The organism is Legionella brunensis (assembly GCF_001467025.1).
Lineage (GTDB): Bacteria > Pseudomonadota > Gammaproteobacteria > Legionellales > Legionellaceae > Tatlockia > Tatlockia brunensis.
This window is the reverse complement of record NZ_LNXV01000029.1, coordinates 58,304-74,009: the sequence shown is the minus strand read 5'-3', so window position 1 is coordinate 74,009 and position 15,706 is coordinate 58,304. Positions and strand designations below refer to the sequence as shown.

Here is a 15,706-nt window from a genome sequence, read left to right as displayed (position 1 = left end):
AATTAGTTACCCCCCGCCAAATTATAGATAACTAATCTGAATATGCTTGGAATTATGAAATGAATTTATTGCATCAAATCACACCTATTCTAGCTCAAGAAAAAGTAAATTTTGTTATTTTGATACCCAATTCAGATGAGGCAGTTTTATCTAATTTTATACTTAGGGAAGAGGATATTCCGTATAATGAACAACCAAGTCATTATCAATTTAGAAAATGGTCTGCTTGGTGTTCTGCTCATTTTTCCTCTTATTACTTCTTGGTGAAATATAAAAATGCTCTCTTAAGATGTAAGCAATTTTTGTATGACTTTGGACCTTTATCAACATTAGATCACGCTGCTTTATACGATCATTGGGTTTGGGAAATGAACCCCCACGTTTTGAATCAGGAAAGTATTTGTTGGATTGGTTATGATTATTCGAAATCGAAAACGTTAAGTTTTTTATCCCATGGGACTAATATTGAACTTCGTCTACTTGAAGGAAATTTAAAGGATGAGGAGTTCTTAGAACTTTGTAAATTTTTTTCTCCTCTTTCATCATCAAGTGAAATCTTAGAAAAGAGCTTTTTTGAACTATCGTATTGGTCACGCTACAACAACTGCGTAGAAAATGCATGCATTAATAGAAATGAATATAAACCACCTTCAAGTTTATGGAATTTAAGATGGCCAATGCATAATATCCTTAGTGGAAGCAAGCCAGATCACAATCTAAAGTATTTAAACTATCTAAATTTGGATTTTATTGCCGATAGTCAAATTATTTATGGCAATAAAGATCAAATAGAAGAGATTCAACTGGTTATGTTTCCGAAGAATGGAAAGAAAAGCCAAATTGCATGGTTTCGTGTTTTTAATAAAGCCTCTTTTCCAATAAAGAAACCACCACTTTCTAGATTGCCCAATATGAATTCATTTAGTGGATACAGTAATTTTAATTTAACTGTCCTAAACCCGAAGAGTGATATGATTTCCAGCAATATATACATTGCCAGTGTTAATAATTGTTATGGGCCACATGATGCTCTTTGGTGGGATAATGAAAATGCTTATCTACTACAGCTAAGTGCTAGTGTAAATAACTCTATAGAGTTATTTAAGGAAATTTTTTGTCAACTTATGGATGACAAATGATCAATGGACTCATTCACTTTTAGTATGGATATATTAAGCTAGCACCAAAAGCTACCAGTAAAGCTCCAATCCACTGATATTGGGAAATCTTTTCACCAATAAAATAAGCAAATATTTGCGCAAATACTACTGAGGTATTACGAAGAGTAAGGGCTAGACCAGCTTCAGCATGACGCAATCCTATTAAAAATAGCAAGAAAGATAATGCGCTTATAATTCCTCCTAGAGAAGTCATTTTCCAATTGGATTTAACTTGTTCTTTGAATGTTTGTCTTTGTTTTTTCTTCATCAAAAGAAAAACACAGGGCAAAGCAATCCATAAAGCTGCAGAAAAGAGCGCTGCTGGGTTTGCACCATATACTAAAGAACGACCATAGCATAAATGATAACCAGCAATGCAGATGCCACATAGAATAGGAAATAATAGTTGTCTTGATTGATCAGGGTTAAAAGTTTTGCTTGTTAGTATCAATCCAAAAAGAACAGAGGATACACCAATGATGCTAAATAAATTTATATTTTCACCAAGGAAGCATGCTGAGATAAACCAGACAATTACCATGGCGCTTCCTCGCATAATAATGTAGGCTTTCCCAAGCGAAGACTGACTTAGACTTATAGCTAATGTGATTATATAGCCGCCTTCAAATAAACCAGAGGTTAGTGCCCATAAAAAGGAATCAGATGTTTCAAACAATGGGCCAGAGAAAAAAGGAATAAATAGAAGCGAAAATACAGTTGCAAAACTCATAATTCCCAATACTTCGTAATAGGGTGTTGAATTGCGTTTGGCAAATGTATTCCATGCTGCATGGAGTATTGCGGATAAAATTATAAATACACCAGAACCCATTTTAGTTCATTTTGAGTTAAATAATCGATTATTGTAACATTGAATCAACGGGCTATAATACTTGTTTAAAACCTAATAGAAGTTCCAAAGGGATTTTAGAGTTTAAAGTAGTAGAAAAGAAGCCCCAAAGAGGGGCTTAATAGCTTGAAAAAATATATGCCTGTCCACCAAACTCTACCGAACAATAATCACTAATAAAAAGATCCCGAGCAAAAGCCTCAAAATCAAAATAGCAGATCAAATTATCCGGTATTTGATGGGCATAACAGTCATCAAATAACTGCCTGGAAAAATCAACCTCTGAATCATAACAACCTTGATAATGCTCCTCCAACATAGTTTGTGCTTCATCTATCGAATAATCACAGAGAAGGGCTAAGCCCAGTTCCCCATGCTCTTTAATAAATGATGCGTACCCAACAATATTGCATATTGATTCGTACTCATGGATTTTGATGCTGCCGAATCCTTCATAATCGTGTATGGCGTATTCTTCAGCATTGGGTTCAGGGCTGTTATCCAGCATTTCCCAGATTTCTTCCATAATGTCATCTTCGCTTTGTGTGGCATCTATCCAAACACCATGCAGGATGGCATTGTTGTATGAGGCTAAACACGCGACGTAGATTGAAGGGGTGTCCATGGGATTATCTCCTTGTATTAAGGGAGCAATCCCACACAGGAGCTTGCTCCCGTGGTAGGGTATGATTAAAACGGAATTTCTTCTGAATCGGTTTGCAACATTTCACGCATTTGCGCCATGTGGTGCTCTGCGGTCTTGTTGCTAGATTCATCAGCAGATTTGGAGTGACTGAGTAGCTGGATATGATTGACGACGACGCTTAAGGTTTGATGTGTCTTACCTTCATTGTCAGTCCATTGATTAGAACGCAGTTTACCTTCAAGGTATACTTGTGAACCTTTCTTTAAATATTCAGCTACTTTGGTAAGTTTTCCAAAAAGCACCAGTTGATGCCATTCCACTCTGGTTTGCCATTCATCATTTTTTTTGAATGATTCATTGGTAGCCAAAGTGGCAGTGACAAAAGATTGTCCGTCTTTTCCGGTGATGCTTTTAGGATCAGCGCCGAGATTACCGATTAATTGAACGCGGTTTAAAGATGCAGTCATTGTATTCTCCTGTTATTGTTAAATGTGAGCCGCATAACAGAAAAACATCCGCATAGGCAGGTGGTTTTCTGTTATGCGGATAAGACTTAATTTGCTTCAATTAACAAGCAATTCGTTGAGTATCAAACTGTTTGACAAAGGAAATCAGGGATTCCAATTTGTGCAAACTTAACTCTGCTTGCTGAATGTCATGAGGATTGATTTGGAGTCGATGGCGACTTAAATCATTGACACAACAATTCAGTTCAAATAGCAAATGTTCAATCTCAAGATGTGCTGGTTCCTGTTGTTGCATGGTAGCTCCTTGGGATAGGGAGGATTAGCCCCAAAGGGATAATTCATCCCAATTGGGTTATGCAAAAAAGATCACCGAAACATCGGTTGATTTACCTGGTTATTAATGATGATGTGCTCGAAGCACTCCTCGGGCGCAAAGCCGTAAAGACAACTCCTGATGGGGTTTCCCTGCTAAACACTTTGCCATGGAATTAGGGAACAAGATGGCATATCACAAGACCTATAGGTTTCGTCAGAATTGCGCTGACTCATCAGTTGTGTTGCTTTCAGATTATCAAGCTAGTACTCGAAAGCAAGGATTTTTTCTTGTTGATATTAAATGAGCTCAATTGAAAGCATGGTATAATTTTCTCCAATTCAGTGTTAATTCATAATAGAAGTAATCAAGTGTTAAATCACATTGGTTTAGATGTAAGTAATGTGTAGCACTGGAGGAAATTATGAAAACCAAAATAGTTAACTTTCTTGATGAAGAACATAAAATAAACCTATTATCCCTATATCCCTATATCCCTATATCCCTATATCCCTATATCCCTATATCATGATACATGGTGGTCTAGTGATCGAACTAATGAAAAATTGAAAATATTTATTTTAATAAGGCCAATCGATATTTTCCAATTTCTTGAAAGCCAAGGGCTTTATAAGCGCGTATAGCAGAATTATCATTGGTGAACAAAATAGCTCTTTTGACTTTCTTCATAGCAGCTTGCTTTAAACAAAGATACACAGCGGCCCTGGCAAAACCTTTATTTCTTAAAGAGGGAGGGGTATATACCGGACCTAGCTGCACAATATCAGGTAAATGGGCATTGAATCCACACAGTGAAAGGGGTGCATTATTTACAAATAAAACCCAACGATTTTGACTAAGCTGTTTATCTTGAATTTCATTAATAATGGATTCTTCAAGTTTGGGATTGTTAGCATCGTCTCCAAGTGCTTCTATATGATAGGCGATAAGCCATTCTTTGATGACATCCATTTCACAATCCTGCACTGGTTTGAGTGTGCAGCTATATGAATGAATTACTTGAGGTGTAATCATTTTTTCAAGATTAAGTGAGAATAATTTTTCCTGATAATTAATAGCGAATAGGGATGATTGTAAGTCCAGCTTATCAATGACAACATTGGCTTGAGAGTCTTCACCTAGTATTCCGGCAATTAACCTTGTCCTTTTAAGTTTAAATTTTTCAACTAATGCTGATAACGCAGTAAAATTTTCAGCCTGCATCATCACATTACCATTCCAATAATGAGCTAAAACTCCATTAAGTTGGTTGTTCTCGAAGGAACCATAATACTCTCCGTGAAATGGCTCATCTTGGTAAGTTATACCTGAGTAATACAAATTGTTCCTAATGAACATAGTCGTTTCTTGATAATGATTGAGATAGGATGACAGTTCATCTATATACAATTCGTCTAGCTTTTTTATCACAATCATTTTTTCCTCGGTAAGATGAATATTTTTAATGCACTTTTAAGACATATGCTAAGATAGCCCAATATTGGTTGTTATTAAATACAAAACATAGCATATGATTACCTTACTCCCTCATAATCCTGCGTGGATAGCAGCATTTAGCATTGAAAAACAACAGTTATTGCAATTGGGTATCAAGAATATAACCCAAGTTGAGCATATTGGCAGTACAGCTATTTCTGGCATTTATGCAAAACCAGTGATTGATATTTTAATTGGTGTTAAGTCTTTGAGTGAATTTACTTCTGAGGATATCCAAAAAATTGAATCCTTGGGTTATCGGTATAATCAAGTTTTTGAAACAGTTTTTCCACACCGGCGTTATTTCCAAAAAGATAATGAATATGGTGAGCGCACGCATCAGATTCATTTAGTTAATTATCCATCTTCTTGGTATGCGAAGCATCTGTTGTTTCGCGATTATTTGCGCGTTTACCCCGGTATTGCTAAAGAGTATGAAGCACTTAAGCTCAATTTGAGCAAAATCCATGACAATACGATTGAATATGCCAATGCCAAGAGTGAATTGTGTCAGGCTATTGGTAAGAAAGCTTTTTTGCATTTTGGAGTTAATAAACCAATCATAGAAACCTCTCGGCTTATTGCATTTATTCCCCAAGTAGCTTGTCACGAAGACTATGCAATAATGCTTTCAAATCTTGAGTTTATTCAATGTTATGGTGTTTCATACAATGAAGGCCAGGCTTTAAATCGTTTGGAATCGGATATGACGCATTACAATCAATATGGTTTTGCTCCCTGGATGTGGTATGACAAGGAAACCCATGGCTTTGTTGGGAGAGCTGGATTAAAGACATTTGTATTAAATGAAAAAGAAGAAGTTGAGTTAACTTATCAAATAGCCCAAATCTACTGGGGAAAAGGTTTAGCGTTTGAAATGGGGCAAGCATCATTGGATTATGCTGAAAAGCATTTAAATTTGGCCAGTACTATTTGTTTTACAGCACACAGTAATTATTCATCATTGCGAGTTATGGAAAAATTAGGTTTTAAATTTGAGTTTGATTTTGAGCATGCTGGAATCACGCACAAGTTGCATCGAAAATCTACAATAAAGAAGCAATAGAGGCCGCCTTAATGGATAAAGTCAAAATTAACATTCACTTAGTCGAAAAACTGATTACTGAGCAATTTCCACAATGGCAATCACTGACTATTCATCCAGTTGCTCAAAGTGGTTGGGATAATCGAACGTTTCACTTAGGTGAGGAAATGGTGATTCGTTTGCCTAGCGATAAGCAGTATGAGCCACAAATAGAAAAAGAATATCAATGGTTGCCATGGCTCTCCAAACAGCTCTCATTTCAAATCACGCAACCTATTGCACTAGGAAAACCATCACCAGCTTATCCATGGCATTGGAGTATCAATCGCTGGATTGAAGGGGAATCTGCTTCAAGACAGAATATTCATGATATAAAGTGTTTTGCGGAAACATTGGGTAACTGTTTAAACGAACTTCAATCTTTAGATGCTACAGGTGGGCCTCAGGCTGGTGCACATAATTTTTATCGGGGAGGTTCATTGAAGGCCTATGATCATGAAATGCGACTTGCAATTCCTAAAATTAAAAACGCTCATGAACAAAGTCTTGCAGTATCATTATGGCAAGATGCACTTTCTTCTGAATGGCGCTTGAGTCCTGTTTGGGTTCACGGAGATATAGCGGTTGGAAATATTTTGGTACATAGTGGAAGATTGCAAGCGATTATAGATTTTGGCCAGATTGCTATAGGCGATCCAGCATGTGATTTGGTGATAGCATGGAATTTTTTTTCCAGTGAAGAACGGGGTGTGTTTAAAAATGCAGTTCAACTGGATAATGATACCTGGATACGAGCTTTAGGATGGGCATTTTGGAAAACCTTATGTTGGCCAATTAAAGGCACTGATGTAAAAGAGGTTTTGCATGAAATTTATAAGGATTATAATGCGCTTAAATAAACATGCCGGAAGTATTCAATGATTAAGGTTTGGGAATATAAATGCAGCGTTGGCATTATAAATATTCGTGAATAACAGAAGTACAAGTCAAAGTTTTATCCCAACTATTTGAGTTTAATCAATTATGAACATGAATAATGAGAACAGATTTCATTTTAAACCAGTGAGTAAAACACAAGAAAACCTTGTTCTTGATTGGATTAGTCAGCCACATATTAATGAATGGCTTCATGGAGATGGTTTAAGTAATACAATAAAAGACATTCATGAATTTTTGAACGATGGGGAACCGTGGGCTACTCATTGGATAGCCTATGATAATGAAATCCCCTTCGCTTATTTAATTACTTCTGAAATAGAGAAATCAGAAGAATATCCTGATGGTGCAGTTACACTAGATTTATTCATTTGCAGATTGGATTATATCGGTAAGGGATTGTCCGTAAAGATGATTCATGAATTTATCTTAAGTCAATTTTCTGATGCCAAAATAGTGCTTATAGATCCTGAGATCGCTAATGAGCGTGCGGTTCATGTTTATAAAAAAGCTGGTTTTGAAATCATTGGGGAATTTATAGCTTCATGGCATCCTGTGCCACACTATAAAATGCAATTGTGTATTGAAATGCTAAAAACAAAAGGGGTCAGCCTAAGTAGACCCTGACTATAGCGATACGAGAATGGCCCATCTCAAGGCTTATAATTTCCCGGGCTTTGCGATCTATTTCTTTTTGATTTTCAGGTAAATGTTTCGATGGGATGCCTCCTTCAATAGGGCATTTAAATGGTTTATTGTCTGGAGATAATTGACTGGTGAGTTCATGATAACGCCTTTGGGCATAGGCGTGGCGTAAGCCATGGCAGTTTTTTAATCCCATCTTTTCTGTCTCAGTTTGGTATCGTCTTAGATGCTGTTTATAGGTTTTACCTTTGGGGATTAATGATTGATTGTGTGGAATTTGACGAAAGGCTTTCTCTAACCATTGTCTTTGTTCATTACTAATAATATCAAGAGTTCTCCCTATACCGCCTTTGGTCCAGCTGGGCTTGATGACTAAATGATTTCCTTGCCAGGCTTCACTAATGACCAGTTTCATTGATTCTTCACGCCGCAGACCAAAAAGATACTGCGCTTCTAGCGATAAGCGTATCATTGGGTCATTGCATTTGGAAAAATCGACATCTTTAATGGCTTTATTATAGGTTGGAGCATAACTGCGCCGACTAATTTGATAATGATCATTGCTTGGTTTGACGAGCTCTGGTTTATTTAGTAGGACGGACACCTTCCGTAATTTAGCCATGTAATTTTTGATGGTGGCAGGGTTTTTACCCTGATTTTTCCAGTGCTCAACTAAGACATGAATATGTTTGGGTTTTAAACCTTTGATATGCGCGACCATTAACCCATGTTCGTGCAGATCTTTAATACAACGATTAAGAATATGACGCATGTCTGCCTTGCTGGCGTAGGAGTATCCTTTGAGATCCTTTAGACATCCATTTATCGAATAAAGTGCGTTTTTTAGTTTTGATTTACTCATGCAGGTATGACCATAGTGTGTTTCGAGATTTAATGCCCATTTCATCGTGTAGGAGCAAGTAGGTTTGGTAGTTACCTAGAAGTGGCAGCAGATATTCATACATTTGCTTGGCATAAAGATAACGCCAGGATTTTTTTGCTGGTAAGTCATGTTTTGCAAGGGTATTGTGCCAATCTGACCGGATTTGTTTATAGCCCAAAAAGTGTATCAGGCTGATACCATTAGTTAGTTGGTTTAAATCAGACAGAATTTGTTTTTGCACTTCATTTCTGATGGGAATCATCCTGTCAGCAGAGTTAAATGCGATATCACGGGTAATCCAGAGTTTTTGTTCTTTGATATGGATACCGGGTTTGATGTGGAATGTTTCACTAAAAGTTAATCCGAATTGTGTTTGCAATGCCATGATTAATTGAGAGGTACTATCAGTGAATGATTCCCAGATATTGGGCTTCCAGTCTAAGCGTTGGCCTGATAGTCTTTGACGGTTTAATTGCAATGATTTGTTATCTATATTAGGTATTGGGCAATCGATACTCTGTAAATAGTTTCTAATGATGGTCATGTGACGCATGATGGTTGCATCTTTCAGATGGTATTTTCTCCAATGCTCAACCAGTTTTTTGATATGCTCTTGTTCCAAGTTATTCCATGATTTAGGTACATCACCAATACGAAATAAATCATCTATCATTTTTTGAATGACGTAAGCCCGTTGTTTTCTCTCTCTGTAGCTGCCGTTATTATCAAGTTGTAAATAACGGTTGGCTGTTTGTCGTAAGGAATATTTTCTCATCGTCCAATCCGAAAATTCATTTGCCCTGTCTCTGGTTTAGTGTTGGTCGAGCGGCTCACTCAAAGATGAAACCCGGCAAAAGCCGTAAGCTCGAAGTAGGGGGGCAAAACAATCGTTATATGGCAAACGATCTCGCCTGTTTACAGCAGTTTTTTGTGTCGGTGTTTTCTCCTTATTAGTTGATTAATAAAAATGACAAGACAATGGGCCTTATCACAAGTCCATGGTCAAATTGAAATAAATTGACTTAAACTCCCGAGGGAGTTGCCCTGCCGGATGACAGAGATTCCTAGATGGTTTTCCCGACTAAACGTCCAGCCACAGAGTTAGGGAATGAAGTGGCGTTGCATAAGACGTCAGAAGACGTTTCGCCGGAATCGCACCAGCTCATCAGTTATGCTTTATTTAAAACTATCAAAGCGGTGCTTGCTGCGCAAGGGTTTAAGGAGAAGAATTTTGTCCTGACGCGTGAATCGCGCCAGGACAAAATGACTGAATGTGTTGATTTTACTGGGTAAAATCAAGGTTGGTTTTCTGCGTCACTGCACATTTTTGCAGTGACGCAGAACAGAGGAGTAGAATACGATGCATTAATGATTGGGTTATATATTGTCAAAGGATACTCTGAATCAGACTTACGTTCATTGCCCCTCAAAAATTTGTTTTGTGTAGTCTAAACTTGGAGGGATTATATGTACGCAGAAGAAGGATTAATATTAACTTTATAGAACTGGGGCACATGAAAATTTTTATTGGAATATCAAAAAAATAAGGGGGCATGACTCGCATGAAGCATATCAGACTGTCTAAAATAGAAAAAATGAGCCTTTTTAAGGTTATTCTTACTGTTATTTTTTTCTTCACAGAAATAAACGCCTATGCAGGCATGGAATCCTATCATATTAAATATCATAAAGATTCCAAAATAAAAAATGTATCTTTATCCAATATCGAGATATTAATAGAGTTCCATCGTAATGGAAATTCAATTGGGAGAATTACTACAAAAACAAGTAATACTCAAGATATTAAAATAGATAACACCTATGGAAAAAATTTGATTATTCATATCCTATCAATGAATATAGATGGAAAAAGGATAAGATGCTGGGGTGTATCAACACGTAAAATAAATACCATTGAGATTCAGTGTGATAAAGTTGTTTCATTGAAAAAGATGGAAGAAGAAACTAAGCCCTCTGATTCAATTAATTGAGAAAGGGATGCGACAAGCAATAATTCTCCTCAGTTCTTTTGATTATGTCTTTTGGTTTTAAAACCCCATGACTTAGAAAGAATAAAAAAATCCAGGATTGCTGAGCTAAAATACTGACTATTGACACAGAGAATCATGTAGCATGACACTATAAAGCACTAAAATCATCAGGGAAAAAACCAAAATGACAAATAAAATTCGCGGTAAAGTAAAATGGTTTAATGAAGGCAAGGGCTTTGGCTTTATTGAAAGTAGTGGCAAGGATTATTTTGTCCATTTCAGTGCCATACAAAGTAGCGGTTTTAAAACCCTTCCCGAAGGGGCAACCGTTCTGTTTAAAGTAGGCAAAGGACAAAAAGGGCCGCAAGCAGAGGACGTTGAACTCGTTAAATAATTAAATAACCAAATCAAGGAGGAAGGAAGGTGAATAAACGAATTGCTTTAGTAACGGGAGGAACTGGTGGCATTGGAACAGCCATATGTCAAGAAATGCAAAACCTCAATTATCAAGTGATTGCTTGCTACTTCAAACATGGCCATCACGAATTAGCAAGAGAATGGCAGAAAAAACAATCCACGCAAGGATTTGATATCGACATTGCCTATGCGGATATTTCTTCCTTCAATGATTGTGAAAAATTAACGGATTTGGTGATAGAGAAGTACGGCAAAATTGACGTTCTAGTTAATAATGCAGGCATTACCCATGATACCAGCTTGAAAAAAATGACACCGGAACAATGGCAAGAAGTCATTAATGCTAATTTAAATAGCGTTTTTAATATGACGAAAACCGCATTATCCAACATGCTGGATAATGGTTATGGGCGTATTATCACGATTTCTTCAGTTAATGGACGCAGAGGTCAATTTGGGCAATGTAATTATGCTGCCAGTAAATCAGCACTCTACGGATTCACCAAAAGTCTCGCGCAAGAAGTCGCAAAGAAAGGGATCACGGTGAATACGGTCTCCCCTGGTTATATTAAAACGGAGATGCTCGCCTCCATGAGAGATGATATTTTAGAAGCAATCGTTGCCCAAATTCCAGTTGGACGAATAGGGCAGCCTGAAGAAATTGCTCGGGTCGTCGCTTTTCTTGCTGATGAACAAAGTGGCTTTATCACGGGTGCTAATTTTGATATCAATGGCGGGCAATACATGTAAATAACTAAGCGTCAATTTGGAGTTACTTTTGGTTTATTAGGCCTTGATATTATAACCGCCATCCACATAAAGGATCTGACCGGTAATGGAGGCGGCTTTATTGGATACCAAAAAAGAGGCTGTTTCACCAATGTCCTCTATTGTAACCAGCTGATGCAAGGGCGCTTCCTTTGCCGCCTGTTCCATCAGCTTATCAAAATCAGCTAAACCTGAGGCCGCACGAGTGCTTATTGGCCCTGGAGAAATGGCATTGACTCGAATCTTTTTACTGCCAAGTTCCATGGCGAGATAGCGCACAGAGGTTTCTAAAGCCGCTTTAACAGGTCCCATGAGATTGTAATTTTTAACCACTTTTTCAGCACCATAATAACTCATGGTCATAATACTCCCTCCATCGACCATCAGTGGTTCAGCGGCTTTTGCCAATCGGATGAGCGAATGACAAGAAATATCCATCGCCATCATGAAGCCATCTTTCGAGCAATCGACAACACGACCTTGTAAATCAGTTTTTGGTGCAAAGGCAATCGCATGGATAACAAAATCAAGACGACCCCAGCAGTCTTTTATTTTCTGAAATAGGGCATCAAATTGTTCCTTATCCGTCACGTCCAAAGGCATAACAATAGGAGATGACACTTTTTCAGCCAAAGGCTGTACATAACCCTTGGTTTTCTCATTTTGATAAGTGATGGCTAGTTCAGCACCCGCTTCATGTAATACTTTGGCACAACCCCAAGCGATGGAGTGCTCATTGGCAATTCCAACAATCAATCCTTTTTTATTCTCCATCAGCTTTTACTCCCGTTTGACGTTCAAGAAGTGACATGGCATGAATTGCCATCATGCGTTCTTCATTGGCTGCAACAACCCGTGTTTCAAAAGGCTTAAGAAATGTCACATGACGCAAGATAGTGCTTCGCACAAAGGCTGAGTTCTCACCAATACCGCCCGTAAACACGATGGCATCCACCCCACCTAGGGTTACTGCCATCATCCCCATGAATTGGGCAGCTTTAAGACAGAAATACTCTAATGCAAATTGAGCCTTTGCATCTTTGCTGTCTTGCAAGGTTTTGACATCATTGCTTAGGCTCGATAAACCAAGAAGCCCTGATTCATTGTAAAGAAGGGACTCAATCTCATTGATAGACAAACCTAGATTACGCATCATAAACGTCACAGCTCCGGCATCTAGACTCCCACAACGAGTTCCCATGGGTAATCCATCCAGGGCTGTCATGCCCATCGTCGTATCAACGCTTATTCCACGGTGTATGGCACACAAACTCGCTCCATTGCCAAGATGGGCTGCAATAAGCCGTCCCTCAGTCAATGACGGCTCATATCGCCGCAAGGTGTGAACAATCCATTCATACGATAATCCATGAAACCCATAACGACGAACACCTTGTTCCCTTATCTTTTGTGGCAATGCATACTCGGTGAACAAAGCCTTATGATGGGCATGAAACGCTGTATCAAAACAAGCAATTTGAAGTACCTCTGGTTTCAGAGTACCGATGAACTCAATGGCTTTGAGATTATGGGGTTGGTGTAAAGGAGCCAATGGGGCTAATGCCCATAATTTCTGCATGACGTGTGGATTGATTAGCACACTGCTTTTAAAGAGGGTTCCACCATGCACAATGCGATGAGCAACTGCAGTCATCTGCCACTGTTCACTCCACTCCTCAAGCCAATCCAAAATACGGCGTAAAGCCTCTTCGTGCGAGCAATTATCAGAAAGTATTTTTTTGTCAGCCAGCTTATTCTCCGGGTTTAGCATGGCATCGGTGGCTATAAAGGAAGGTCTCCCGCCAATATCAGTTACCTTCCCTTGAGCTAAAAGTTGCGGGTTTAATTGTCTTGAAAAAAGCTGAAATTTGACGCTGGAAGAGCCCACATTAATCACAAGAATACTGGCTGCTTTGATTGCAGTCATTTGATTCGTCCTTCCTTTCGAGCTGCCGCCAGCTTAACAGCCAGGGAACAAGAGAAAAGCCGCGTTCGAAGTGAGTCTGCTCGGCTCACCAGAATGATTGGAACACGAGCACCCAAAACAATTCCGGCAGCATCCGCATGACCTAAAAAAGTCAATTGCTTGGCCAAAATATTCCCAGACTCGATTTCAGGAACCAAAAGAATATCCGGATCGCCTGCCACGAGAGAAATAATCCCTTTTTCTTTGGCTGCCTCCTTGTTAATCGCATTATCAAAAGCCAAGGGACCGTCAAGAATGCCATCATTTATCTGTCCTCGGTCAGCCATTTTGCATAAAATAGAAGCATCAACCGTGGCTTGCATCTTAGGGTTGACGGTTTCGATGGCGGCCAGGATGGCTACTTTGGGCTTCTTGTCCTCGCCAAACAATACTCGCCAAAGATTAATGGCGTTTTGGCAAATGTCCGCTTTGTCGGTGGCAGTAGGGGCAATATTAATCGCAGCATCTGTAATGATGAGTGGTTTGTGGTAAGAAGGGATATCCATGACGTAGGCGTGACTCACACGATGTTGCGTGCGTAAGCCCGAGGCGGTGGGTACAATAGCCCCCATTAATTCATGAGTGCTTAATGAGCCTTTCATGATGGCATCAATCTCGCCGGAAGATGCCAATTCGGCAGCCTTGCTTGCTGCGGCATCGCTGTGCTCCGTATCAATCGTTTCCCACTGTGATAAATCAATACCTGCCTCTTGAGCTGCAGTCTTCATTTTGACCAAAGGGCCAATCAAAATGGGAATAATGAGCCCTGCTTTTACCGCATCGTTCACCGCTTCCATGACACTCATACTAACCGGATGCACAATGGCCGTGCGAACAGCACCTATACAGCGACACGCTTTGATTATCGCCTCGAAGCGATCGTGGTTATGTATTTCTATAGACGGTAAATGAGTCCGTGCAACCCGTACTTTTTTCGTTGGCGCAAGCACGGTTGCCAAGCCCTCGATGACCGTTTCCCCGTGCTGATTCACACCCTTGCAATTAAAAATCACACGGGGCTTATTCGCACCCTTATCCTTGACGATGATGGTGATGGTGATCGTGTCCCCTAAACGCACTGGCTTTTTAAATTGAATGTCCTGTTTAAGATAAATGGTGCCTGGACCAGGTATAACAGTACCAAGAAGTGTTGAAATCAGCGAGCCAGACCACATGCCATGACCCACAATACCATGAAAAATATCGCTTTGGGCAAACACCGGATCCATATGAGCAGGATTCACATCGCCTGACATGGCAGCAAATAAATTGATGTCGTCTTGAGTGAGTGTTTTACTTAGACTCGCTTGACGGCCCACCGTAAGCTCATCAAAAGTCACATTCTCAAGAAACTCCTTGTCCATTTTTCTTCCCTTTTATTTCTGCAGTACATAAGTACCTGGTGCAGCGGGTAGTGAGGTATTCATGACCAGTGGAGGGACGCGTTTTTTAGCCGATTGCTGCACTAACCAATCATGCCATTCTTGCCACCAGGAGCCTTCTTGTTGTTTTGCGATCGCAAGCCAACTCGCAGGATTGAGGTAAGCATCACCTTTCTTGCTCTCATGAACACGATAAGAGCGCCCAGGATGACCTGGTTCACTCACAATCCCTGCATTATGTCCGCCGCCGGTAAGAACGAAGGTAATATCACCCTTCGTCATCAGGTGAATTTTATAAACAGACTGCCAAGGCGCTACGTGATCTTTTTCGGTACTGACTGCAAAAAGTGGCAACTGAATGTTTTCAGCAGCCACTGGTTTTCCTTCCACGGTATAACGGCCTTCTGCAAAATCATTGTTTAAAAACAGTTTTTCAAGGTATTCGCTGTGCATTTTATAAGGCATTCGGGTGGCATCCGCATTCCAAGCGGTTAAATCAATCATCCCACGCCGCATCCCGTGCATGTAGTCTTGAACCATTTTGGACCAAATTAAATCGTAGGCACGCAACATTTGAAAGGAACCGGCCATTTGTTTGGTATCAAGATACCCTTGTTCTCCCATCATGTTTTTAAGGAAAGCCACTTGGCTTTTAGTAACAAAAAGCATTAATTCCCCGGCTTCAGTAAAATCCCCTTGGGCTGCAAGAAGGGTGAGGCTATTTAAGCGTTCATCCTTAT

At 39.3% G+C, this 15,706-nt stretch carries 19 protein-coding genes; 8 read left to right on the top strand and 11 right to left on the bottom strand.

Annotation, left to right across the window (positions count from 1 at the left end):
• Positions 1–59: 59 nt before the first annotated feature.
• A complete protein-coding gene (locus tag Lbru_RS09120; protein ID WP_058441834.1) occupies positions 60–1,139 on the top strand; it encodes a hypothetical protein in 1,080 nt (359 codons plus the stop codon).
• A gap of 19 nt (positions 1,140–1,158) precedes the next feature.
• Here the strand turns inward: Lbru_RS09120 and Lbru_RS09115 are convergent, their stop codons facing one another.
• The 5 genes from Lbru_RS09115 to Lbru_RS09095 all read right to left on the bottom strand — a co-directional run bounded on the left by Lbru_RS09115 (position 1,159) and on the right by Lbru_RS09095 (position 4,873).
• Positions 1,159–1,992 carry an EamA family transporter gene (locus Lbru_RS09115; protein ID WP_010652798.1) on the bottom strand — a complete coding sequence of 278 codons (834 nt, stop codon included), beginning with the start codon at positions 1,990–1,992 and terminating at the stop codon, positions 1,159–1,161.
• Between the two features lie 136 nt (positions 1,993–2,128).
• Positions 2,129–2,635, bottom strand: coding sequence for an antirestriction protein ArdA (locus Lbru_RS09110; RefSeq protein ID WP_010652799.1), 507 nt, complete (start codon positions 2,633–2,635; stop codon positions 2,129–2,131).
• 65 nt (positions 2,636–2,700) lie between these two features.
• Positions 2,701–3,123 (bottom strand): single-stranded DNA-binding protein, encoded by a 423-nt coding sequence (locus tag Lbru_RS09105; protein ID WP_010652800.1) that lies wholly within the window; start codon positions 3,121–3,123, stop codon positions 2,701–2,703.
• Positions 3,124–3,223: 100 nt separating this feature from the next.
• The gene (locus Lbru_RS09100; RefSeq protein ID WP_010652801.1) at positions 3,224–3,418 is read right to left on the bottom strand and encodes a hypothetical protein; all 195 of its coding nucleotides are present in this window, start codon (positions 3,416–3,418) and stop codon (positions 3,224–3,226) included.
• Between the two features lie 594 nt (positions 3,419–4,012).
• On the bottom strand, positions 4,013–4,873 hold the full coding sequence (locus tag Lbru_RS09095; RefSeq protein ID WP_010652802.1) for a GNAT family N-acetyltransferase: 861 nt from the start codon (positions 4,871–4,873) through the stop codon (positions 4,013–4,015).
• A 94-nt stretch (positions 4,874–4,967) separates the two neighbouring features.
• Here Lbru_RS09095 and Lbru_RS16870 point away from each other — a divergent pair, with 94 nt between their 5' ends.
• The 3 genes from Lbru_RS16870 to Lbru_RS09080 all read left to right on the top strand — a co-directional run bounded on the left by Lbru_RS16870 (position 4,968) and on the right by Lbru_RS09080 (position 7,541).
• Complete coding sequence (locus Lbru_RS16870) at positions 4,968–5,999, top strand: bifunctional GrpB family protein/GNAT family N-acetyltransferase (protein WP_010652803.1); 1,032 nt, start codon at positions 4,968–4,970, stop codon at positions 5,997–5,999.
• Between the two features lie 11 nt (positions 6,000–6,010).
• Positions 6,011–6,877 carry an aminoglycoside phosphotransferase family protein gene (locus Lbru_RS09085; protein ID WP_010652804.1) on the top strand — a complete coding sequence of 289 codons (867 nt, stop codon included), beginning with the start codon at positions 6,011–6,013 and terminating at the stop codon, positions 6,875–6,877.
• Positions 6,878–7,001: 124 nt separating this feature from the next.
• Positions 7,002–7,541, top strand: a complete 540-nt coding sequence (locus Lbru_RS09080; RefSeq protein WP_010652805.1) for a GNAT family N-acetyltransferase — start codon at positions 7,002–7,004, stop codon at positions 7,539–7,541.
• On the opposite strand, the gene Lbru_RS09075 is transcribed toward Lbru_RS09080, so the two are convergent.
• Positions 7,522–8,421 (bottom strand): phage integrase N-terminal domain-containing protein, encoded by a 900-nt coding sequence (locus Lbru_RS09075; protein WP_010652806.1) that lies wholly within the window; start codon positions 8,419–8,421, stop codon positions 7,522–7,524. The genes Lbru_RS09080 and Lbru_RS09075 overlap by 20 nt on opposite strands.
• Positions 8,414–9,217, bottom strand: a complete 804-nt coding sequence (locus tag Lbru_RS09070) for a phage integrase N-terminal domain-containing protein (protein WP_010652807.1) — start codon at positions 9,215–9,217, stop codon at positions 8,414–8,416. The genes Lbru_RS09075 and Lbru_RS09070 overlap by 8 nt, the downstream gene beginning before the upstream one ends.
• A gap of 293 nt (positions 9,218–9,510) precedes the next feature.
• On the opposite strand from Lbru_RS09070, the gene Lbru_RS09065 reads away from it, so the two are divergent.
• From Lbru_RS09065 to phbB, 4 genes are all read left to right on the top strand, one after another.
• Positions 9,511–9,735: a hypothetical protein gene (locus tag Lbru_RS09065; RefSeq protein ID WP_010652808.1), complete on the top strand. Its 225-nt coding sequence runs from the start codon at positions 9,511–9,513 to the stop codon at positions 9,733–9,735.
• A 269-nt stretch (positions 9,736–10,004) separates the two neighbouring features.
• Complete coding sequence (locus Lbru_RS09060) at positions 10,005–10,433, top strand: hypothetical protein (RefSeq protein WP_010652809.1); 429 nt, start codon at positions 10,005–10,007, stop codon at positions 10,431–10,433.
• A 184-nt stretch (positions 10,434–10,617) separates the two neighbouring features.
• Complete coding sequence (locus Lbru_RS09055; protein WP_010652810.1) at positions 10,618–10,827, top strand: cold-shock protein; 210 nt, start codon at positions 10,618–10,620, stop codon at positions 10,825–10,827.
• 29 nt (positions 10,828–10,856) lie between these two features.
• On the top strand, positions 10,857–11,600 hold the full coding sequence (phbB, locus tag Lbru_RS09050) for an acetoacetyl-CoA reductase (protein WP_010652811.1): 744 nt from the start codon (positions 10,857–10,859) through the stop codon (positions 11,598–11,600).
• Positions 11,601–11,636: 36 nt separating this feature from the next.
• On the opposite strand, the gene fabI is transcribed toward phbB, so the two are convergent.
• The 4 genes from fabI to Lbru_RS17810 form a co-directional block, all read right to left on the bottom strand.
• The gene (gene fabI / locus Lbru_RS09045; protein WP_058441833.1) at positions 11,637–12,392 is read right to left on the bottom strand and encodes an enoyl-ACP reductase FabI; all 756 of its coding nucleotides are present in this window, start codon (positions 12,390–12,392) and stop codon (positions 11,637–11,639) included.
• Positions 12,382–13,545: an acetate/propionate family kinase gene (locus Lbru_RS09040; protein ID WP_083500882.1), complete on the bottom strand. Its 1,164-nt coding sequence runs from the start codon at positions 13,543–13,545 to the stop codon at positions 12,382–12,384. The genes fabI and Lbru_RS09040 overlap by 11 nt, the downstream gene beginning before the upstream one ends.
• Positions 13,542–14,948, bottom strand: coding sequence for a bifunctional enoyl-CoA hydratase/phosphate acetyltransferase (locus Lbru_RS09035; protein ID WP_058441832.1), 1,407 nt, complete (start codon positions 14,946–14,948; stop codon positions 13,542–13,544). Before Lbru_RS09035 ends, Lbru_RS09040 begins: the two co-directional genes overlap by 4 nt.
• Before the next feature lie 12 nt (positions 14,949–14,960).
• A partial coding sequence (locus Lbru_RS17810) for a PHA/PHB synthase family protein (RefSeq protein ID WP_420795321.1) occupies positions 14,961–15,706 on the bottom strand: 746 nt, incomplete at its 5' end.